At 60.9% G+C, this 19,946-nt stretch carries 17 protein-coding genes; 13 read left to right on the top strand and 4 right to left on the bottom strand.

Annotated features, from left to right (window positions below):
- Nucleotides 1–83: 83 nt before the first annotated feature.
- Nucleotides 84–1,409, top strand: coding sequence for a phenylacetate--CoA ligase PaaK (gene paaK / locus ACEN8Z_RS11555; RefSeq protein ID WP_495597712.1), 1,326 nt, complete (start codon nucleotides 84–86; stop codon nucleotides 1,407–1,409).
- A gap of 113 nt (nucleotides 1,410–1,522) precedes the next feature.
- Here paaK and ACEN8Z_RS11550 read toward each other — a convergent pair whose 3' ends face one another.
- Entirely contained in the window at nucleotides 1,523–2,824 is a 1,302-nt protein-coding gene (locus ACEN8Z_RS11550; protein WP_495597711.1) for an IS4 family transposase, read from the bottom strand.
- A gap of 391 nt (nucleotides 2,825–3,215) precedes the next feature.
- On the opposite strand from ACEN8Z_RS11550, the gene paaA reads away from it, so the two are divergent.
- The 9 genes from paaA to paaZ all read left to right on the top strand — a co-directional run bounded on the left by paaA (nucleotide 3,216) and on the right by paaZ (nucleotide 12,558).
- Nucleotides 3,216–4,205 carry a 1,2-phenylacetyl-CoA epoxidase subunit PaaA gene (gene paaA / locus ACEN8Z_RS11545; RefSeq protein WP_057713980.1) on the top strand — a complete coding sequence of 330 codons (990 nt, stop codon included), beginning with the start codon at nucleotides 3,216–3,218 and terminating at the stop codon, nucleotides 4,203–4,205.
- Nucleotides 4,206–4,344: 139 nt separating this feature from the next.
- On the top strand, nucleotides 4,345–4,626 hold the full coding sequence (paaB, locus tag ACEN8Z_RS11540; RefSeq protein WP_008003021.1) for a 1,2-phenylacetyl-CoA epoxidase subunit PaaB: 282 nt from the start codon (nucleotides 4,345–4,347) through the stop codon (nucleotides 4,624–4,626).
- 8 nt (nucleotides 4,627–4,634) lie between these two features.
- Complete coding sequence (gene paaC / locus ACEN8Z_RS11535; protein ID WP_495597710.1) at nucleotides 4,635–5,396, top strand: 1,2-phenylacetyl-CoA epoxidase subunit PaaC; 762 nt, start codon at nucleotides 4,635–4,637, stop codon at nucleotides 5,394–5,396.
- The gene (gene paaD, locus ACEN8Z_RS11530; protein ID WP_495597709.1) at nucleotides 5,383–5,916 is read left to right on the top strand and encodes a 1,2-phenylacetyl-CoA epoxidase subunit PaaD; all 534 of its coding nucleotides are present in this window, start codon (nucleotides 5,383–5,385) and stop codon (nucleotides 5,914–5,916) included. Before paaC ends, paaD begins: the two co-directional genes overlap by 14 nt.
- 34 nt (nucleotides 5,917–5,950) lie before the next feature.
- Nucleotides 5,951–7,027: a 1,2-phenylacetyl-CoA epoxidase subunit PaaE gene (paaE, locus tag ACEN8Z_RS11525; RefSeq protein ID WP_495597708.1), complete on the top strand. Its 1,077-nt coding sequence runs from the start codon at nucleotides 5,951–5,953 to the stop codon at nucleotides 7,025–7,027.
- A gap of 175 nt (nucleotides 7,028–7,202) precedes the next feature.
- Nucleotides 7,203–7,511: a DUF485 domain-containing protein gene (locus tag ACEN8Z_RS11520; protein ID WP_495597707.1), complete on the top strand. Its 309-nt coding sequence runs from the start codon at nucleotides 7,203–7,205 to the stop codon at nucleotides 7,509–7,511.
- Nucleotides 7,508–9,154: a cation acetate symporter gene (locus ACEN8Z_RS11515; protein ID WP_495597706.1), complete on the top strand. Its 1,647-nt coding sequence runs from the start codon at nucleotides 7,508–7,510 to the stop codon at nucleotides 9,152–9,154. The genes ACEN8Z_RS11520 and ACEN8Z_RS11515 overlap by 4 nt, the downstream gene beginning before the upstream one ends.
- 22 nt (nucleotides 9,155–9,176) lie before the next feature.
- Nucleotides 9,177–10,430, top strand: a complete 1,254-nt coding sequence (locus tag ACEN8Z_RS11510; protein ID WP_495597705.1) for an OprD family porin — start codon at nucleotides 9,177–9,179, stop codon at nucleotides 10,428–10,430.
- Nucleotides 10,431–10,488: 58 nt separating this feature from the next.
- Nucleotides 10,489–12,558, top strand: a complete 2,070-nt coding sequence (gene paaZ, locus ACEN8Z_RS11505) for a phenylacetic acid degradation bifunctional protein PaaZ (RefSeq protein WP_495597704.1) — start codon at nucleotides 10,489–10,491, stop codon at nucleotides 12,556–12,558.
- Nucleotides 12,559–12,695: 137 nt separating this feature from the next.
- Here the strand turns inward: paaZ and ACEN8Z_RS11500 are convergent, their stop codons facing one another.
- The 3 genes from ACEN8Z_RS11500 to ACEN8Z_RS11490 are packed head-to-tail and all read right to left on the bottom strand — an operon-like array spanning nucleotide 12,696 to nucleotide 16,165.
- Nucleotides 12,696–13,604: a helix-turn-helix transcriptional regulator gene (locus ACEN8Z_RS11500; protein WP_495597703.1), complete on the bottom strand. Its 909-nt coding sequence runs from the start codon at nucleotides 13,602–13,604 to the stop codon at nucleotides 12,696–12,698.
- Complete coding sequence (locus ACEN8Z_RS11495; RefSeq protein WP_495597702.1) at nucleotides 13,601–15,019, bottom strand: aminotransferase; 1,419 nt, start codon at nucleotides 15,017–15,019, stop codon at nucleotides 13,601–13,603. Before ACEN8Z_RS11495 ends, ACEN8Z_RS11500 begins: the two co-directional genes overlap by 4 nt.
- Before the next feature lie 39 nt (nucleotides 15,020–15,058).
- On the bottom strand, nucleotides 15,059–16,165 hold the full coding sequence (locus ACEN8Z_RS11490) for a polyamine ABC transporter substrate-binding protein (protein WP_008003806.1): 1,107 nt from the start codon (nucleotides 16,163–16,165) through the stop codon (nucleotides 15,059–15,061).
- A 215-nt stretch (nucleotides 16,166–16,380) separates the two neighbouring features.
- On the opposite strand from ACEN8Z_RS11490, the gene ACEN8Z_RS11485 reads away from it, so the two are divergent.
- From ACEN8Z_RS11485 to ACEN8Z_RS11475, 3 genes are all read left to right on the top strand, one after another.
- On the top strand, nucleotides 16,381–17,163 hold the full coding sequence (locus ACEN8Z_RS11485; protein WP_495597701.1) for an enoyl-CoA hydratase-related protein: 783 nt from the start codon (nucleotides 16,381–16,383) through the stop codon (nucleotides 17,161–17,163).
- Nucleotides 17,160–18,341, top strand: a complete 1,182-nt coding sequence (locus tag ACEN8Z_RS11480; RefSeq protein ID WP_495597700.1) for an acetyl-CoA C-acyltransferase family protein — start codon at nucleotides 17,160–17,162, stop codon at nucleotides 18,339–18,341. Before ACEN8Z_RS11485 ends, ACEN8Z_RS11480 begins: the two co-directional genes overlap by 4 nt.
- A gap of 315 nt (nucleotides 18,342–18,656) precedes the next feature.
- The gene (locus ACEN8Z_RS11475; RefSeq protein ID WP_495597699.1) at nucleotides 18,657–19,826 is read left to right on the top strand and encodes an aromatic ring-hydroxylating oxygenase subunit alpha; all 1,170 of its coding nucleotides are present in this window, start codon (nucleotides 18,657–18,659) and stop codon (nucleotides 19,824–19,826) included.
- Nucleotides 19,827–19,946 lie beyond the last annotated feature (120 nt).

Here is a 19,946-nt window from a genome sequence, read left to right as displayed (position 1 = left end):
AGGAGCCGAGAGGTATCCTTGGGGCATGCACTCAAAGCCCTTGTGCAAAAGGGCTGGAACACAAAAACAATTCGAGTGAACACATGAACATGCCAATTGCCAAAGCCGTGCTGGACCCCGTGCTGGACCCGCTGGAAACCGCCAGCATCGACGAGCTGCGCCAGCATCAGCTGGAGCGCCTGCGCTGGAGCCTGAACCACGCCTACAACAACGTGCCGCTGTATCGTCAGCGCTTCGACGCGCTGGGCGTGCACCCGGATGACATCAAGTCCCTCGACGACCTGGCGAAGTTTCCCTTCACCACCAAATCCGACCTGCGGGACAACTACCCCTACGGCATGTTTGCCGTGCCGATGAACGACATCGTGCGCCTGCACGCCTCCAGCGGCACCACTGGCAAACCGACCGTGGTCGGCTACACCCAGAACGACATCGACACCTGGGCCAACGTGGTGGCGCGCTCGATCCGCGCCGCCGGTGGCCGCCGAGGCGACAAGGTGCACATCTCCTATGGCTACGGCCTGTTCACCGGCGGCCTGGGCGCGCACTACGGCGCCGAACGCCTGGGTTGCACGGTGATCCCGATGTCCGGCGGCCAGACCGAAAAGCAAGTGCAACTGATCAAGGATTTCCAGCCGGACATCATCATGGTCACACCGTCCTACATGCTCAACATCGCCGACGAAATTGAGCGCCAGGGCATCGACCCGCACAAACTGGCCCTGCGTTTGGGCATCTTCGGCGCCGAGCCGTGGACCGCTGAACTGCGCAGCGCCATCGAGCAACGCCTGGGCATCACCGCCCTGGACATCTACGGCCTGTCGGAAATCATGGGGCCAGGTGTCGCCATGGAATGCGCCGAAACCAAGGACGGCCCGACCATCTGGGAAGACCACTTCTACCCGGAAATCATCGACCCCGTCACTGGCGAAGTACTGCCGGACGGACAGATGGGCGAACTGGTGTTCACCTCCCTGAGCAAAGAAGCCCTGCCGATGATCCGCTACCGCACCCGCGACCTGACGCGCCTGCTGCCGGGCACGGCACGGCCGATGCGACGTATCGACAAGATCACCGGGCGTAGCGACGACATGCTGATCATTCGCGGGGTCAACGTGTTTCCGACGCAGATCGAGGAGCAGGTACTCAAAGTCAAACAACTCGCCGAGTGCTATGAGATCCATCTGTATCGCAATGGCAACCTGGACAGCGTTGATGTGCATGTCGAGTTGAAGGCTGAGCACCAACACCTGAGCGAAGAACAGCAGAAGGCTGTTTGCGGGGAATTGAGCAAACACATCAAGACGTATATCGGGATCAGTTCGCGGATTGTTTTGCAACCTTTCCATTCGATCAAGCGATCCGAAGGCAAGGCTTGCCACGTGTTGGATAAACGTCCGAAAGCATGACTGCTGCACCCTTTATGGCCCCGCTTATTGCGGGGTTTTTTTTGGGGTGTTTGTTTACATATCCGTTTCTTCGGTAACGGCCGCTAATGGTTCCGCTCTTATGGCCATCCCTTTCAAGGTCTTTTCGTTTTGGCGGCCTTGATTGCCCGGTCCGTTGAAACATGCGCATGCACCGCGGTGCCTTGGACCCATGTCTTGGGCTTGGGCACCTTGGGGCCACGGGGACTTTTCGCAACTTGTTTTGGCTGGATGTTTTTGGCCAGTTCCAACAAACGCTGGGCCAGTTTTTCCGCAGGGATAACGGGAAGATGTTCCGAGGGCAGCGCAATCTGCAGGCCTTCATAACCACTTCGGATCTGGACCGCCAAATGGTAGGTCGAGGCCTCCCAACCTTCAGGCTGAGTATCCCGATGGGCTTGCTCGACGCTTCGTTTGAGTACGGCCAGGACGTTGTAGGCCAATACCGCCGTGGTGAATCCGAGCAAGGCAGCCTTCGGGCTGCCAAGGGTTTCGATTTCACTTTCCAGGATCGCTTCCAGCCGCTGGAACATGCCTTCAATGCTCCAGCGACGGCGATAGAGTTCCGCGATCTGCTGCGCACTGATGCTTTCAGGCAGGTTGCTCCAGAACATCAAGCTGCTGTCACCCGAGTCCGTTGGCGAATGAAGTGTCAGTTCGACGCGCCGACATTGGTAACCGCCTCTGACTTGGATGATCTGCTCACGGACAGTGCCTGTTTCCACAGGTACGGGCGCTTGCCACTCACCCTCTTGAATCAAGCGCGGGTGCTTGGCTTGCTGACGAATCACAAAGGAGGTTTGGACCTGCTCACACGCTGCCATGACCGGCAGCGTGCAGTAGAGTCGATCAGCCAGCCACACCTGGCCCGGTTCGGCATCGGCCAATAGAGGCAGCACACAAACACGCTCGCTTGCATAGGCATCCTCACACGCCTGAAGGTCGATGACCTGATCCAGGTCGGGGTCGTAGACAACCACCGAAAAACCGGGACGAGCGGCGCCGCGCTCGTGGCGTAAAGCCCCCAGACGCTTCTCAGTGGAGGCCAAGTGATTACCGTCCACTACCCGAACCTGCCACCCCGGCAGCATCGTCGTGCAACCCAGATCCTTGATGGTTGGCGTCAGGCGTTGTGCACAGCCCGTGACCAAGGCGCGCAACAGCGCAGGCTCGGTACGACTGATCTTGTCGTAAAGGGCTGCCAAGCTGACAGGAAGATCTTCCAGTTGCCGTGCGGCGGCGTGCAGGGATGGCTTCAAGCCTAATGAAACAAGGGACATCAGCTTGATGATGGTCGAGAACAATAGTTCACGAGAATACTGCCGTTGCCGATGTTCTTCGAAAACCTGATCGACCCACTCAGGGGCAATAGCCTGCTCCAGCGCCAATTTGGCCATGACGCTGGCAGGTGCTTTTTTTTCGAATCGAGCTAGAACATCGGCCCACATCTTTCGGGTATCCCTGACTGAAATTTCGGGGGATTTTACCTAAGACCTTGAAAGGGACTCGCCGTAAGGGCGAAACCGCCAGCCGCCATTACCGCAGGAATGGATATGTACGCGGTCAACAAAAGACAGGTCGGCTGTCAGGCCGCCTTCGCGACCAGGCTCGCTCCCACAGGTGGCCGTTACCCCAGAAACGGATATGTACACCGCCCCAAAAAGCGACCACCCACCCAAAGCGATACAAAAAACAAATACGACACGTCATTTTGTGTTTGATATTAAATTCTGTATCGCTTATAAAGTTCTCCATGCCTCAGAACAGATTCAAGGCGGGAGACCAAATATGTACGCACAGCTCGTAGAAACAGGCGTCAAGCGCATCAAGGACCTGTCGGAAATGTCCGAACAGGAACGCGCCTTCCAGGAAAAAATCGATTCAGAAATCAAGATCGAAGCCAAGAACTGGATGCCAGATGCCTATCGTCAGACCTTGATCCGGCAGATCTCCCAGCACGCCCACTCCGAAATCGTCGGCATGCTGCCCGAAGGCAACTGGGTCACCCGCGCACCGTCGCTCAAACGCAAACTGCAACTGATGGCCAAGATCCAGGACGAAGCCGGTCACGGCCTGTACCTGTACAGCGCCATGGAAACCCTCGGCGCCGACCGTGATGAAGAGATCGCCAAACTGCACAGCGGTAAGGCCAAGTATTCGAGCATCTTCAATTACCCGACGCTGAACTGGGCCGACATGGGCGCGGTGGGCTGGCTGGTGGATGGTGCGGCGATCGTCAACCAGGTGGTGCTGCAACGCACCTCCTACGGCCCGTATTCGCGGGCGATGATCCGCATCTGCAAGGAAGAGAGCTTCCACCAGCGCCAGGGCTACGAAATCCTCTTGACCATGATGCGCCACGGTAACCAGGCGCAAAAAGACATGGTCCAGGACGCGATCAACCGCCTGTGGTGGCCATCGCTGATGATGTTTGGTCCAAGCGACGAACACTCGCCGAACAGCGCCCAGTCCATGGCCTGGAAAATCAAGCGCCAGAGCAACGACGAACTGCGCCAGCGCTTCATCGACCAGACCATCCCGCAACTGGAATTGCTGGGCTGCACCTGCCCTGACCCGGACTTGAAGTGGAACGCTGAGCGCGGTCACTACGATTTCGGCGAAATCCAGTGGAACGAATTCTACGAAGTGCTCAAGGGTAACGGCCCCTGCAACCAGGAACGCGTCGCCACCCGCCGCAAGGCGATTGAAGACGGCGCCTGGGTTCGTGAAGCCGCCGTCGCCCACGCCCGCAAAAAACAAAACAAGAACGCCGCCTAAGACAACCGTACCCCCTGTAGGAGCGAGCTCGCTCGCGATGGTTGTCAACGTTAACGTTGGTTGCCTGACACCCCGCGGTGCTCGCGGGTACATCGCGAGCAAGCTCGCTCCTACAGAGCCTCAATGTGGAGTAACTGAAATGTCCGAGTGGACCCTCTTCGAAGTCTTCGTGCGCAGCAAGCACGGCCTCAACCACAAACACGTCGGCAGCGTGCATGCCGCCGACACCACCATGGCCATCGAGAACGCACGCGAGCTCTACACCCGTCGCAGTGAAGGCGTAAGCCTGTGGGTAGTCCCTTCGGCATTGATCACCGCTTCTTCGCCGGATGAAAAAGACCCACTGTTCGACCCGTCGGATGACAAGGTCTACCGCCACGCCAGCTTCTACGAGCTGCCGGCCGATGTCGGGCACATGTGAGGTCGACCATGGACAACAAGACTGATCTGATCGAATACCTGCTGCGCCTAGGCGACAGCGCCCTGATCCAGGGCCAGCGCCTGTGCCAGTGGTGCGGCAAGGCACCGGCACTGGAAGAAGAGCTGGCGCTGATGAACGTCGGCCTCGACCTGGTGGGCCAGGCGCGCAACTGGCTGGAATACGCCGCCGAACTGCTGGACGACGGCCGCGACGCCGATCACCTGGCGTTCCGTCGCGACGAACGCGCTTACCGCAATCTGCTGCTGGTGGAACAACCCAACGGTGACTTCGCGGTGACCATGCTCAAGCAGTTCCTCTACGACGCCTGGCACTTGCCGGTGTTGCAGGGCCTGAGCCAGTCCAGCGACGAACGCATCGCCGGGATCGCCGCCAAGGCAGTGAAGGAAGTGACCTATCACCTGCGCCGCTCCGGCGAGTGGATCGAGCGTCTGGGCGACGGCACCGAGGAAAGCCACCGGCGCATGCTCGCGGCGATTCCCGAGGTCTGGCGTTTCACCGTCGAACTGATCGCCGCCGACGACAGCGAACAGCGTCTCTGCGACGCCGGCATCACCCCGGATATCGCCAGCGTAGCCACGCAGTGGCAGGCCAAAGTCGAGCAAATCTTTACCAGCGCCACCCTACCCGTGCCTGCGGCGCCGAGCTACTTCTACCTGAATGCCCGCAAGGGCCTGCACACCGAACACCTGGGCATCCTGCTGGCCGAAATGCAGTTCCTGCCACGAGCGTACCCCGATGCAACCTGGTGATCTGATCGCCAGCGACCTCGGCGCCCGGCCGGCGGGGCCGACCGACCTGGCTGCCGCCTGGGCGATTCTGGCAGAGGTCATGGACCCGGAAGTGCCGGTGGTCAGCGTGGTTGACCTGGGCATCGTCCGCGACCTGGACTGGCAGGCCGGTCACCTTCACGTGGTGGTCACGCCGACCTATTCCGGCTGCCCGGCCACCGAAGTGATCGAGAGCGATATCCGTGAAGCCCTGGAACTCGCCGGGTTCAAGGCGCCGCAATTGGAGCGCAAGTTGAACCCGGCCTGGACCACCGACTGGATCAGCGACAGCGGTCGCGAACGCCTGCGTGCCTACGGCATCGCACCGCCCGAGGGCAGCACCAGCAAGCGCAGCCTGCTCGGTGAAAGCCCGCAGGTTTTGTGTCCCCAATGCGCCAGCGCCCACACCGAAGTCCTCAGCGAGTTCGGTTCCACCGCCTGCAAGGCGCTGTACCGCTGCGTCGATTGCCGGGAACCGTTCGACTATTTCAAGTGCATCTGAGCGGCGAATCGGCCGTCCCAGCTGGAGAACAACAATGAGCAAATTTCACAGCCTGACCATCAAGGACGTGCGCGCCGAGACCCGCGACGCGGTGTCGATCGCCTTCGAGATTCCGCAGCACTTGCAGGACAGCTTCCACTTCACCCAGGGCCAGCACCTGGTGATGCGCACCCAACTGGACGGTGAGGAAGTACGCCGCTCTTACTCGATCTGCACCGGCGTCAACGATGGTGAATTGCGCATCGCCGTCAAGCGTGTAGCTGGCGGACGCTTCTCGGCGTTTGCCAACGAACAACTGAAAGCCGGGCACACCCTGGACGTGATGCCGCCGGCCGGGCACTTCTGCGTCGAACTCGACCCGGCGCGCCGCGGCAACTACCTGGCCGTGGCGGCCGGCAGCGGCATCACGCCGATCCTGTCGATCATCAAGACCACTCTGCAAACCGAGCCCCACAGCCGCGTCACTCTGCTGTACGGCAACCGCTCCAGCTCCGGTGCGCTGTTTCGCGAACAACTGGAAGACCTGAAAAACCGCTACCTGCAACGCCTGAACCTGATCTTCGTGTTCAGCCGCGAACAGCAGGATGTCGACTTGTACAACGGCCGGATCAATGCCGAGAAATGTGAGCAGTTGTTCACCCGCTGGCTCGACGTCAAGGCTCTCGATGCCGCCTTCATCTGCGGCCCGCAGGAAATGACCGAGACCGTGCGCGACAGCCTCAAGGCCAAAGGCATGCAACCTGAGCGTATCCATTTCGAACTGTTCGCCGCCGCTGGCAGCGAACAGAAACGCGCCGCCCGCGAAGCCGCCCACCAAGTGGACGCAGCGGTGAGCCAGATCACCGTGATCAGCGACGGCCGCGCCCTGGCCTTCGACCTGCCGCGCAACAGCCAGAGCATCCTCGATGCCGGTAACGAACAAGGTGCGGAACTGCCCTACTCGTGCAAGGCCGGCGTGTGCTCGACCTGCAAGTGCAAGGTCATCGAAGGCGAAGTGGAAATGGACAGCAACCACGCCCTGGAAGACTACGAAGTGGCCGCCGGCTATGTGCTGTCGTGCCAGGCGTTCCCGATCAGCGACAAGGTGGTGCTGGACTTCGATCAGCTCTGATCGGTCCGCACCGTCCCCCTGTAGGAGCGAGCTTGCTCGCGATGGTCGTAAACGGTGACGCGGGTTGCCTGATACCCCGCGGCGATCTCAGGCTCATCGCGAGCAGGCTCGCTCCTACAGAGTTCGCGTCGTACTTGCTTCACCCCCACTACAAAAACAACAACGGAGAGTCACCATGAGCCCGCAAGACATAGAACTCATCCACCAACACCCCGACTTCATCCAGTTGGTGCGACGCAAGCAGAAACTCTACTGGTCGTTGTCGCTGATCATGCTGGTGATCTACTTCGGCTTCGTCCTGCTGGTGGCGTTTTCGCCCTCCACCCTCGGCCAATCCCTGAGCGGCGGTGTGACCACCGTGGGCATGCTGGTGGGTGTCGCAATGGTCGGGCTGGCCTTTGCGCTGACCGGGTTCTATGTCTATCGCGCCAACAACGTAATCGACCCGCTGAATGAAAAACTCAAGCAGGAGTGCGCCCGATGAGCCGCCTTCTCGCACTGTTCCTGCTGCCGCTGGCGGCTGTCACTGATTTTGCGGTGGCCGCCGAGGGTGCGGCACGTCCGCTGAACTGGAACGCCATCGGCATGTTCCTGGTGTTCGTGCTGTTCACACTTGGCGTGACACGCTGGGCGGCACTTCGCACCCGCTCCGCCGCCGACTTTTACACTGCCGGTGGTGGCATGACCGGTTTCCAGAACGGTCTGGCAATTGCCGGCGATATGATATCGGCAGCCTCGTTCCTCGGCATTTCCGCGATGATGTTCCTCAATGGCTACGACGGTTTGCTCTACGCCTTGGGCGTGCTGGCCGGCTGGCCGATCATCCTGTTCCTGATTGCCGAACGCCTGCGCAACCTGGGTAAATACACCTTTGCCGACGTGGTTTCCTATCGCCTGGAACAGACCCCGGTGCGCCTGACCTCGGCCTTCGGCACCCTGACCGTGGCGTTGATGTACCTGGTGGCGCAGATGGTCGGCGCCGGCAAGCTGATTGAACTTTTGTTCGGCATCGACTACCTCTATGCGGTGATGCTGGTCGGCGTGTTGATGGTGTTCTACGTGACCTTCGGCGGCATGCTCGCCACCACCTGGGTGCAGATCATCAAGGCGGTGATGTTGTTGTTCGGCACCAGCTTCATGGCGTTCATGGTGCTCAAGCACTTCGGCTTCAGCACCGAGGCCATGTTTGCCGGCGCCACCGCCGTGCATGCCAAAGGCAACGCGATCATGGCCCCCGGCGGCTTGCTGTCCAACCCGGTCGATGCGATTTCCCTGGGCCTGGGCATGATGTTCGGCACCGCCGGCTTGCCGCATATCCTGATGCGTTTCTTCACCGTCAGCGATGCCAAGGAAGCGCGCAAAAGCGTGTTCTACGCCACTGGCTTCATCGGCTACTTCTACTTGCTGCTGATCATCGTCGGCTTCGGTGCCATCGTCATGGTCGGCACCGATCCGGCGTTCCGTGACGCCAGCGGCGCGATCATCGGCGGCGGCAATATGGTCGCCGTACACCTGGCCCACGCGGTGGGCGGCAACCTGTTCCTCGGTTTCATTTCGGCGGTCGCCTTCGCCACCATTCTGGCGGTGGTTGCCGGGTTGGCACTCTCCGGCGCCTCAGCGGTGTCCCATGACCTGTATGCCTGCGTGATACGCAAGGGTCAGGCCAGCGAACAGCAAGAGATGCGCGTGTCGCGAATCGCCACTCTGTGCATCGGTGTACTGGCGATCATCCTCGGCCTACTGTTCGAATCGCAGAACATTGCCTTCCTCTCAGGTCTGGTGTTGGCCATCGCGGCGTCGGTGAATTTCCCGGTGCTGTTCCTCTCGATGTACTGGAAAGGCCTGACCACCCGCGGCGCAGTCCTCGGCAGTCTGTCCGGACTGGTCTCAGCGATTGTGTTGCTGGTGCTGAGCCCGGCGGTGTGGGTCAACGTTATGCATCACGACAAGGCACTGTTCCCGTACTCCAACCCGGCCCTGTTTTCCATGAGCCTGGCGTTCTTTAGTGCGTGGCTGTTTTCCGTCACCGACACCTCACCCCGTGCAGCCCTCGAGCGCGGTCGTTATCTGGCGCAGTTCATCCGTTCGATGACCGGCATTGGTGCCACCGGCGCCAGCAAACACTGAATATTGGCAGGGAATAAAAATAATGAAGCCCGCACGTAACGCACCTTGTGAATCACTGTTTTCGCTGGCCGCCGCATTGAGTCTGCCCATGATCGCGCCGAGCGCCATGGCCGACTTCATCGGTGACAGCAAGGCCCGCATTGATATGCGCAACCACTACATCAATCGCGATTTCCGTCAGGACAACGCGCCGCAATCCAAGGCCGAGGAATGGGCCCAGGGTTTCACTGCGCGCATCGAGTCCGGTTTCACTGACGGCACCTTCGGTTTCGGTCTCGACGCATTGGGGGAGCTGGGACTGAAGCTCGACTCCAGCCCGGATCGCCGTGGCACTGGGCTACTGCCGTTTGGCCCGCAGAGCCATGAGCCCGACGACGAGTACAGTGAGCTGGGCCTGACCGGAAAATTGCGGGTGTCCAAAAGCGTATTGAAACTCGGCACCCTGCAACCCTTGTTGCCAGTGGCGACTTACAACGACACGCGCCTGCTGGGTTCGACCTTTGAAGGTGGCTTGCTGACCAGCCAGGAAATCGACGGCCTGACAGTGAATGCCGGACGCCTGACCAAGGCCAACCTGCGGGACTCCTCCAGCAACGATGACATCGGCTTCGGCGCCGCCAGCAGCGATAGTTTCGATTTCGGTGGCGGCAGCTACGCGTTCAGTCCGCAACTGAACCTGAGCTACTACTACGGCAAGCTCGACCAGATCTATCGCCAGCAATTCGCCGGACTGGTGCATACGCAACCGCTGGGTAACGGTTTCAATCTGCGCAGCGACCTGCGTTACTTCGACAGTCGCGGTGACGGCGCCGAGCGGGCCGGGCGTATCGACAACCGCAACTTCAACAGCATGTTCACGGTGTCCCACGGTGCCCACAAGGTCAGTGCCGCCTACCAGCAATTGTCCGGCGACAGCGCCTTTCCGTTCCTCAACGGCGGTGACCCCTATGTGGTCAACCTGGTGACTTTCAACACCTTTACCCGCGCCGACGAGGATTCCTGGCAGCTGCGTTACGACTATGACTTCGCGGCACAAGGCATTCCCGGCCTGACCTTCATGACCCGCTACACCGACGGTCGCCACGTCAAGGCAGGCAGCGTCGACAACGGTCGCGAATGGGAGCGCGACACCGATATCAGCTACGTAATCCAGAGCGGTGTGTTCAAGAACGTCAGCCTGCGCTGGCGCAACGTGACCTTCCGTTCCGGCAATGGCTTGACCACCGACCTCGATGAGAACCGCTTGATCGTCGGCTACACCGTGGCGCTTTGGTAATTCCGCAAGGGCGCGGTCGCGGCCGCGCTTCAACCCTTCATCACTTGGAGCAATCGTGATGTCCTCTTCACCTGCACTGCATGCCCCTACCCTGCAAAGTTTCATCGCCGGTCGCTGGATCGGCCAACACGGCGCACAAATCCTGCGCAGCGCCATCGACGGACACGATATTGCGTACACTCATGAAGAGCGCCCGGACTTCGCCGAAGCCGTCGAGCACGGCCGTCGCCAAGGCATCAGCGGCTTGATGGCGCTGGACTTCCAGCAGCGCGCCCAGCGTCTCAAGGCCCTGGCCCTGTACCTGAGCGAGCGCAAGGAACAGCTCTACGCGATCTCTCACCACAGCGGCGCGACCCGTGCCGATAGCTGGATCGATATCGAAGGCGGCAACAGCACGCTGTTCACCTACGCCAGCCTCGGTTCCCGGGAGCTTCCGTCGGGCAACATCGTCCACGAAGGCCCGGCGCTGCAACTGAGCAAAATGGGCACATTTGCTGGCACTCACATCCTGGTACCTCGCGGTGGTCTGGCAGTGCACATCAATGCCTTCAACTTCCCGATCTGGGGCATGCTGGAGAAGTTCGCGCCGAGTTTCCTCGCCGGCATGCCGTGCATCGTCAAACCGGCCAGCGCCACCAGCTACCTGACCGAAGCCGTCGTGCGCCTGATGGATGAATCCGGCCTGCTCCCGGCGGGCAGCCTGCAATTGATCATCGGCGGCACCGGCGACCTGCTCGACCGCCTGCAGGGCCAGGACGTGGTGACCTTCACCGGTTCCGCCGACACCGCGGCCAAGCTGCGGATCAACCCGAACCTGGTGCGCAATTCGGTGCCGTTCAACGCCGAGGCAGACTCGCTGAACTGCGCGATCCTCGCCCCGGACGTGACGCCGGACGACGAAGAGTTCGAGCTGTTCATCAAGGAAGTCGCCCGGGAAATGACCACCAAGGCCGGGCAGAAATGCACCGCCATCCGCCGCGCCATCGTGCCGGCCAAATACATCGACGCAGTCGCCACCCGTCTGCGCGATCGCCTGGCCAAAGTCGTGGTTGGTGACCCGTCGGTGGAAGGCGTGCGCATGGGCGCACTGGCTTCCCACGATCAGCAGAATGATGTGGCCGAGCGCCTGGAAGCCCTGTTGCAGAGCAGTGACATGCTGTTCGGCGCTCGCGACGGTTTCGAACCGCGCGGTGAAAATGTCGACAAAGGCGCGTTCTTCGCCCCGACCCTGTTGCAGGCCCGTGACCCGCATGCCGAGGGCGGTGCCCACGATATCGAAGCGTTCGGCCCGGTCAGCACCCTGATGGCTTACGACGATCTGGATGAAGCACTGGCCCTGGCCGCACGTGGCAAGGGCAGCCTGGTGGCCAGCCTGGTAACCAAAGATCCGCAAATTGCAGCCAAGGCCATCCCGGTCGCCGCTGCCTGGCACGGCCGTTTGCTGGTACTGGATCGCAACTGCGCGGGCGAATCCACCGGCCACGGCTCGCCGCTGCCACAACTCAAGCACGGCGGCCCGGGTCGTGCCGGTGGCGGTGAAGAACTCGGTGGGTTGCGTGCGGTGAAGCACTACCTGCAACGCGCGGCGGTGCAAGGTTCGCCAACCATGCTGGCGGCGGTCACCGGCGAATACGTGCGTGGCGCCAATGTCATCGAAACCGACGTGCATCCGTTCCGTCGCTACTTCCAGGACTTGCAGATCGGCGAATCGCTGCTGACTCACCGCCGCACCGTCACCGAAGCGGACCTGGTGAACTTCGGCTGCCTGTCAGGCGACCACTTCTACATGCACTTCGACGAGATCGCGGCCAAGGAATCGCAGTTCGGCAAGCGCATCGCCCACGGTTATTTCGTACTGTCGGCAGCGGCCGGGTTGTTCGTATCCCCCGGCGTCGGCCCGGTGCTGGCCAACTACGGCCTGGACACCCTGCGCTTCATCAATCCGGTGGGCATCGGCGACACCATCCAGGCGCGCCTGACCTGCAAGCGCAAGATCGACCAGGGCAAGAAGAGCCCGCAGGGGATTCCGCAAGGGGTGGTGGCGTGGGATGTGGAGGTCACCAACCAGTTGGGTGAGCTGGTGGCCAGTTATGACATTTTGACCTTGGTCGTAAAACGCGAAGACTGACGTGACAACCTGTAGGAGCGAGCTTGCTCGCGATGGACGTGAATGATGGCACGCGCTTTCTGGATGAACGCGTTGCTCTCAGGTTCTTCGCGAGCAAGCTCGCTCCTACAGGGGTATCGGTAGGCCAAAAAATTTGGTTAGTGCTTGCGCAACCACTCGATAAACAGCGCAAACAACTCCGACTGCGAACCTACCTGCAGTTTCAGGTACAGGTTCTTGCGGTGCATGCGCACGGTTTCCGGCGAGATGTTCATCTGGCTGGCCGTGGACTTCACCGAATGCCCGCGCAACACCATGTGCGCCACTTGCCGCTCGCGCTCGGTGAGCAATTCACAACCGAAGTTTTCGAACGCCGCCTGCACGCGATGCTTGAGATCATCGCGCATGCCTTGCTCGTTATCACGCTCGATCCCGGAACTGCGCAGCAGTCCACGCTGGCTGAATTCGCTGATGAATTCACGCACCAACGGTTCGACGGCACGCAGCAGGTTCAACTGTTCGTCGCTTAGACATTCTCCGCCGAAACCCTGATAGAGGCTGACGGAAATCTTCGTGTCGTTGCCGGTATCGACAATGTAGTAGCTGTCTTCCGAGCAGCCCGCCTTCAGGTAATAGGATTTGTAGTAGTCACTGTCGAAGAAGTTGTCCGGGGCGATCTCTTCCAGGTGATAGAAGCCTTGCGCCAACCCCTGCTCCACCGCCAGGCAGAACGGGTCGAGCAAATAGCCCCCGGCAAAATAGCGCTCCAGAATCGAGACCTGATACTCCTGCGCAATCCCGCGCTGATGCAGCAGCTGTGGCGCGCGGTCCTTGCGCTCCAGGCTGATCATCATCGACTCGACGGACACCAGTTGCGCCAACGCTGACGCCAGGTATTGCAAGGCGTCAGGCTCATCGACATGGGCGAATGCCTCGCGCATTCCCCCATGCCATTTGTGCAAGGCCCCGAAGGGCATTGCGATCAGCGTATCGTCGTCTGGTTTGCTCATGCCCCGCAGTCTAGCGGGTGCGCAAGCCCTTGATAACAGCCTGTAGGGCGAATTCATTGGCCGCCATATTGGCCGCTGGCCTGAAGCTCGGCCGCCACTTCCAGAATGCACTCGCGCAGGGTCTCGACGATTTCATCGACCTGGACAACCGTCAGGATCAACGGCGGCGACATCACGTTAAGGTGCATGATCGGCCGCACCAGCAAGCCACGGGCCTGAGCGCGCACGTGGATTTTCTCGCCGATATTGATCTCGTCGGGGAACAGCGCCTTGGTGCGTTTATCGGCGACGAACTCCACGCAGGCCATGAGTTTCTGGCAGCGCACATCCCCCACCAGCGGCAAGTCCCGCAGGGTGGCCAGGCGCTCTTCCAGATAAGCCCCCACCGTGTCGACATGGGCCAGCAGGTTTTCCCGCTCGATGATTTCGATGTTCTTCAGCGCCGCCGTGCAGCACACCGGGTGGCCGCTGTAGGTGAAGCCGTGGGTGAAGCAGCGGCCCTTGCCCGGCTCGGCGATGACTTTCCAGATACGGTCGGAAAAGATGCACGCGCCCAGCGGCAGGTAAGCCGAGGTCAGGCCTTTGGCGGTGGTAATGATGTCGGGCTGCACGTCGAACACATCCCGGGAGGCAAAGAACTTGCCCAGGCGACCGAACGAGGTCACCACTTCGTCGGCGACGAACAGGATGTCGTAGCGCTGGCAGACGTCCCACATGCGCTTGAGGTAGCCCTGTGGCGGAATGATCACCCCGCCCGAGCCCATGATCGGTTCGGCGAAAAACCCGGCGACCTTGTCCGCGCCGATGGCGAGGATCTTGTCTTCGAATTCCTTGACCAGAAACTCGAGAAACTGCGCCTCGTCCATGCCATCGGGTGCGCGGTATGGATTCGGGTTGGACACGTGGTGGATCAGCGGGTTGGCGTAGTCAAACTCCGGCACCCGGTCGGCGGCCTTGTTGCCGATCGACATGGTCAGGGTGGTGGAGCCGTGATAGGCGTTGAACCGGGCGATGACGTGCTTCTTCTCCGGTTTGCCACGGCAGTTCTGGTAGTACTGGATCAGCCGGTACGCGGTGTCCACGGCGGTGGAGCCACCGGTGGTCAGGAACACATGGTCGAGGTCGCCGGGGGCGAGGCTGGCGAGCTTTTCGCACAGCTCGATGGCGACGTTGTTCGACATGTCGGAAAACGGATTGGAATAGGCCAGTTGCCGCACCTGATCGGCGATGGCCTCGGCCATTTCCTCACGGCCCAAACCGATGTTGGTGCACCACATGCCGCCCACCGCATCGAGAAAGCGGTTGCCCTGGGTGTCGTAGATGTAGGCGCCATCGCCTGCGACGATGTTCAACGAACCTTGTTCGGCGTGTTCGTCGAACACGTGATAACCGTGCATATGGTGAGCCTTGTCGGCCTTGACCAGCCGGGACTCGTCCGCTGGGGAAAAAACGGTGCGTGTTGGCGTCGCCATAAATAAACCTCTAACCGGGTTGACTAACGATCGAACAAATCAGATGCCGCTTTTCACGGTGCTCCAGACCCGGGTAATCGCCCGCATGTCCTTGGCATCCTGGGTCTTCTGCGGGAACAGGCGCTCGCGGGTTTGCGCGTCGGGGTAAATCGCCGGGTTGTTGCGCACATCGGCGCTCAACAACGGGGTAGCCGCCGCGTTACTGTTGGCGTAATTGATGAAGTCGCTCACGTCCGCCATCACCTGCGGCTGCATCAGGTACTCAAGAAACTTGTGGGCATTGGCGACGTGGGGCGCGTCGGCCGGGATGTACATGTTGTCGAACCAGATCAACGAGCCTTCCTTGGGGATGAAGTAGGCCAGGTCGATCTTTTTCTTGGCTTCTGCAGCGCGGGCCATGGCCGTGGCGTAGTCGCCGGACCAGGTCATGGCCATGCACACGTCACCGTTGGGCAGGCTGGTCAGGTAATTGACCGAGTCGAATTTGCGGATGTACGGCCGCACGGACAACAGCAAGTCCTGGGCGGCTTTCAAATCTGCCGGGGCGGCACTGTTCGGGTCACGTCCCAGGTACTTCAAGGCCATGGGAATGACTTCGGTCGGGGCATCGAGCAGGGTCACGCCGCAGTCGGCGAAACGCGAGACGATCTTCGGATCGAAGATCATCGCCAGCGAACCGATCGGCGCGTCCGGCATGCGTTCCTTGATCTTGTCGACGTTGTACGTGACGCCATTGCTGCCCCAGGTGTAGGGCGCAGAGTAGGTGGTGCCCGGATCAAACCCCTGCAGGTCCTGTAATACTTTCGGGTCCAGGTTGCTCCAGCCCGGCAGCAACTTTTTATCCAGCGGCTGGAACACCTTGGCCTTGATCAATGGCGGCGCAAGGGAGGCGTTCAACACGATCAAGTCATAACCGGAGTGGCCGGTGAGCAATTTGGCCTGCACCGTTTCGTAGGCATCGAAGGTGTCGTAGATGACTTTGATGCCGCTGGCCTTTTCGAAGTCGGCCACGGTTTTTTCACCGATGTAATCCGCCCAGTTGTACAGCCGCAGCGTATTGCTGTCGTCCACTTGAGCGGCGTAGGCATTCAAAGTCAGTGGTACAACAAACAGACTGGAAATCACCTTAAGCAGCGTCTTGCCCATAGCAAATGCACCTTATAGCGAGTTCGGCTCTGGATGAGCGGATGCCCCCACTATTGGCGGATTCGCCGGGCGCAGCCATACCCCGAATGGGTGTGTGTCGCTTTTGGCGCACCGGCATGGCAAAAAGCGGCAGCGCAGTTGACCCGTTTTGCCATAGATCCGGGGTTTGTCCGGCGCTTAAAGTGGCAGCCTGAACCGACCCTGCGGAGCCTGCGATGACCGACCTGATCAAACACGAGCAACGCGACGGCGTGTTGACGCTGACCATCGACCGCCCGGACAAGCTCAACGCGCTGAACAACGCCATGTACACGCAACTGGCCGACCTGTTGCTGGCCGCCGACGAAGACGCGCAAACCGGCGTGATCATCCTCACCGGCGGCCCGGCCTGCTTTACCAGCGGCAATGACCTGGTGGATTTCCTCCAGCATCCGCCGACGCATCTGGACGCCCCGGCGTTCCGCCTGATGAAAGTCGTCACGCGCCTGCAAAAGCCGCTGATCGCGGCAGTCTGCGGGGCGGCCATCGGCATTGGCACCACGTTGCTGTTGCATTGCGATCAGGTGCTGGTGACCCGCAACGCCAAGCTGCGCATGCCGTTCGTCAACATCGGCCTGTGCCCCGAATTCGGTGCCAGCCTGTTGCTGCCACGCCGGCTCGGCCACGCCCGTGCCGCGAGCCTGTTGCTGTTGGGCAACGGCCTGGACGGCAACGAAGCGGTGGCCTGGGGCCTGGCCAACGAAGCTTTCGATGCCGGCGAGCAATGCCTGGCTGCGGCCAGAAAAATCGCCCAGCGCTTTTTGGCGATGCCCCAGGAGGCCTTGCGCCAATCCCGTCAACTGATGAAACAGGCGACGTTGCCGGAACTGGAAGCCACCCTGCGCGAAGAAAACACGCTGTTCATCCAGCGCCTGAATACCGATGAGGCGAAAACCGCCTTGAACGCCCTGCTCAATCGCAGTACAGATAAGAATCCACCGAAAGGAAACCAGCCATGAACACTCCGGAAATCTACGTCGTCAGCGCCGCCCGTACCGCCATTGGTACGTTCGGCGGCTCGCTCAAGGACGTGCCACTGGCCGACCTCGCGACCACGGCCGTGAAAGCCGCCCTGCAACGGGCCGCCGTGGACCCGGCGCTCGTTGGCCATCTGGTGATGGGCAACGTGATCCCGACCGATACCCGCGACGCCTACATCTCTCGCGTCGCGGCAATGAACGCCGGCATTCCGAAGGAAACCCCGGCCTACAACGTCAACCGCCTCTGCGGTTCGGGCCTGCAAGCGATCATCAACGCCGCGCAGACGCTGATGCTCGGCGATGCCGAAATCGTTGTCGGCGCCGGTGCCGAATCCATGAGCCGTGGCCCGTACCTGATGCCAGCCGCCCGTTGGGGTTCGCGCATGGGCAACGCCCAGGTCATCGACTACATGCTCGGCATCCTGCATGACCCGTTCCATGGCATCCACATGGGCATCACCGCCGAGAACGTCGCCGCACGCAACGGCATCACCCGCGAAATGCAGGACGCCCTGGCGCTGGAAGACCAGCAACGCGCGGCCCATGCGATTGCCAACGGCTACTTCAGCGAGCAGATCGCGACCGTGGAAATCCAGGATCGCAAAGGCGTCAAACTGTTCAGCGTCGACGAGCACCCGCGCGCCACGTCCCTGGAACAGCTGGCTGCGATGAAGCCTGCGTTCAAGAAGGACGGCTCGGTCACCGCCGGCAACGCCTCGGGCCTCAACGACGGCGCCGCCGCACTGGTCATGGCCACCGGCACGGCGGTTCAAGGCAACAACCTGAAACCACTCGCCCGCCTGGTCAGCTACGCCCACGCCGGCGTCGAACCGGAATTCATGGGCCTGGGCCCGATCCCGGCCACCCGCCTGGCACTCAAGCGCGCCGGCCTGACCGTCGCCGACCTGGACGTGATCGAAGCCAACATCGCCTTCGCCGCCCAGGCCTGCGCCGTCAGCCAGGAACTGGACCTCGACCCGGCCAAGGTCAACCCGAACGGTTCGGGCATCGCCCTGGGCCACCCGGTGGGCGCAACCGGCGCGATCATCGCCACCAAGGCCATCCACGAACTGCATCGCACCGGTGGCCGTTATGCACTGGTGACCATGTGCATCGGTGGCGGCCAGGGGATTGCGGCGATTTTCGAACGCGTCTGAACCCTGCACCATCCCCTGTAGAAGCAACCTCTACAGGGGTAGCAGTACCTGTGGGAGCGGGCTTGCTCGCGAAAGCTCTGGGTCAGGCAATACAAATGTCGACTGACACGCCGCCTTCGCGAGCAAGCCCGCTCCCACAAGGGCAATTTATTGCTTGTCCTTTCGTGCAAGAGGTCGCTGGCCAAAGCAAGCGCACTTGATGATTTCCCCGCGCAACTGGTCGCAATCGATCAATACCGCCCCCGCCCCGCACCCTAGATTAGCTCCCAGAACACGAAGCCGTACCGCGCGGCCAGTCACTGAGGAGATCGCCCCATGCACAGTTTCCAGAACCGTAAGCAGCAGAGCCCGATCGATGGCTGGGACCATCAGGACCCGGAAGAGGCCTTCACCCTGCCCTCGCGTTACTTCTATGACGAAACCCTGTTCAAGGCCGAGCGCGACAACATTTTCATGCACGCCTGGCACGTGGCCGGGCACGTCAGTGAGTTCGCCGAGCCGGGACAGTACGTGGTCACGGATCTGTTCGACCAGAGCGTGGTGGTGGCGAAAAACCGTCAGGGCCAGATCCACGCCTTCCACAATGTTTGCCAGCATCGCGGCAATCGCCTGCTCGAAGAACGGCGCGGCACCACCGGTGGCGTGGTGCGTTGCGCCTATCACTCGTGGTGCTACGAAATGGACGGCAGCCTACGCAGCGCACCCCGCTGCGAGAAGATGAAGAACTTCGAGTTGCAGCAGTTCAACATCCCGCAGATCCGCACCGAAGAATTGGGCGGCTTCATTTACTTCAACCTCGACCCGGCTGCGCCGTCCCTGCGGGATTTGTTCCCCGGGGCGGACGAGGAAATGCGCCGGGTGTTTCCGGACCTGGCCGACATGCGCCTGATCGAAGAGCAAGACGTGATCGTACCCGCCAACTGGAAGGTGATCATGGACAACTCGATCGAGGGTTATCACTTCAAGCTGTCGGGGCCTTGCCACATCGACCTGGCCCGGCTGATTGACTTCAAGGGCTACCAATTGAGCAAACGCGATAACTGGTGGACCTACATCGCCCCGGCCAACCTCTCAGTGACCGAAGCCTACGGCGTGCCGCTGCGCAAGGACCTCAACCCGGACGAGTGCTTCTTCAACATCGGCATGTGGCCGAACAATACCTTCTACACCTTCCCGTTCTCGGAGTTCCTGGGCTCATTCATCATGATTCCGCTGGACGCCGAGCGCTCGCTGCTGCGCTTCGGTTACTACTCCAGCAATGCCGAGACTGCGGCGGTGAGTACGTCGTGCATGAAGTGGATGAACGAGGATCTGGGGCCGGAGGACATCGCCCTGAACATCTCGGTGCAGAAAGGCCTGCATTCGCTCGGTTACGACCAGGGCCGCTACATGATCGATGCCCAGCGCAGCAATGAAAGCGAGCATCTGGTGCATCACTTTCATCGGTTGGTATTCAACGGGATTCATGGGTCGCACACAAGTTGATCAGGCGGTGGATTCCCTGTGGGAGCGAGCTTGCTCGCGATAGCAATTCATCATTCAACATTAATGCTGAATGGCCCACCGCCATCGCGAGCAAGCTCGCTCCCACAGGTTTTGTGTTGT

The organism is Pseudomonas sp. Pseusp10 (genome assembly GCF_059492225.1).
The sequence above is the reverse complement of the archived record's forward strand: the minus strand, read 5'-3'. Positions and strand labels throughout refer to the sequence as shown.

Excerpts from the sequence above, each read along its gene's own strand:
- paaC (WP_495597710.1), top strand. The coding sequence starts at position 4,635 with ATGGACAACAAGACTGATCTGATCGAATACCTGCTGCGCCTAGGCGAC.
- paaD (WP_495597709.1), top strand. The coding sequence starts at position 5,383 with ATGCAACCTGGTGATCTGATCGCCAGCGACCTCGGCGCCCGGCCGGCG.
- ACEN8Z_RS11485 (WP_495597701.1), top strand. The coding sequence starts at position 16,381 with ATGACCGACCTGATCAAACACGAGCAACGCGACGGCGTGTTGACGCTG.
- ACEN8Z_RS11510 (WP_495597705.1), top strand. The coding sequence starts at position 9,177 with ATGAAGCCCGCACGTAACGCACCTTGTGAATCACTGTTTTCGCTGGCC.
- ACEN8Z_RS11515 (WP_495597706.1), top strand. The coding sequence starts at position 7,508 with ATGAGCCGCCTTCTCGCACTGTTCCTGCTGCCGCTGGCGGCTGTCACT.
- paaA (WP_057713980.1), top strand. The coding sequence starts at position 3,216 with ATGTACGCACAGCTCGTAGAAACAGGCGTCAAGCGCATCAAGGACCTG.
- ACEN8Z_RS11480 (WP_495597700.1), top strand. The coding sequence starts at position 17,160 with ATGAACACTCCGGAAATCTACGTCGTCAGCGCCGCCCGTACCGCCATT.
- paaZ (WP_495597704.1), top strand. The coding sequence starts at position 10,489 with ATGTCCTCTTCACCTGCACTGCATGCCCCTACCCTGCAAAGTTTCATC.
- ACEN8Z_RS11520 (WP_495597707.1), top strand. The coding sequence starts at position 7,203 with ATGAGCCCGCAAGACATAGAACTCATCCACCAACACCCCGACTTCATC.
- ACEN8Z_RS11495 (WP_495597702.1), bottom strand. The coding sequence starts at position 15,019 with ATGGCGACGCCAACACGCACCGTTTTTTCCCCAGCGGACGAGTCCCGG.
- paaK (WP_495597712.1), top strand. The coding sequence starts at position 84 with ATGAACATGCCAATTGCCAAAGCCGTGCTGGACCCCGTGCTGGACCCG.
- ACEN8Z_RS11475 (WP_495597699.1), top strand. The coding sequence starts at position 18,657 with ATGCACAGTTTCCAGAACCGTAAGCAGCAGAGCCCGATCGATGGCTGG.
- ACEN8Z_RS11500 (WP_495597703.1), bottom strand. The coding sequence starts at position 13,604 with ATGAATTCGCCCTACAGGCTGTTATCAAGGGCTTGCGCACCCGCTAGA.
- ACEN8Z_RS11490 (WP_008003806.1), bottom strand. The coding sequence starts at position 16,165 with ATGGGCAAGACGCTGCTTAAGGTGATTTCCAGTCTGTTTGTTGTACCA.
- paaE (WP_495597708.1), top strand. The coding sequence starts at position 5,951 with ATGAGCAAATTTCACAGCCTGACCATCAAGGACGTGCGCGCCGAGACC.
- paaB (WP_008003021.1), top strand. The coding sequence starts at position 4,345 with ATGTCCGAGTGGACCCTCTTCGAAGTCTTCGTGCGCAGCAAGCACGGC.
- ACEN8Z_RS11550 (WP_495597711.1), bottom strand. The coding sequence starts at position 2,824 with ATGGCCAAATTGGCGCTGGAGCAGGCTATTGCCCCTGAGTGGGTCGAT.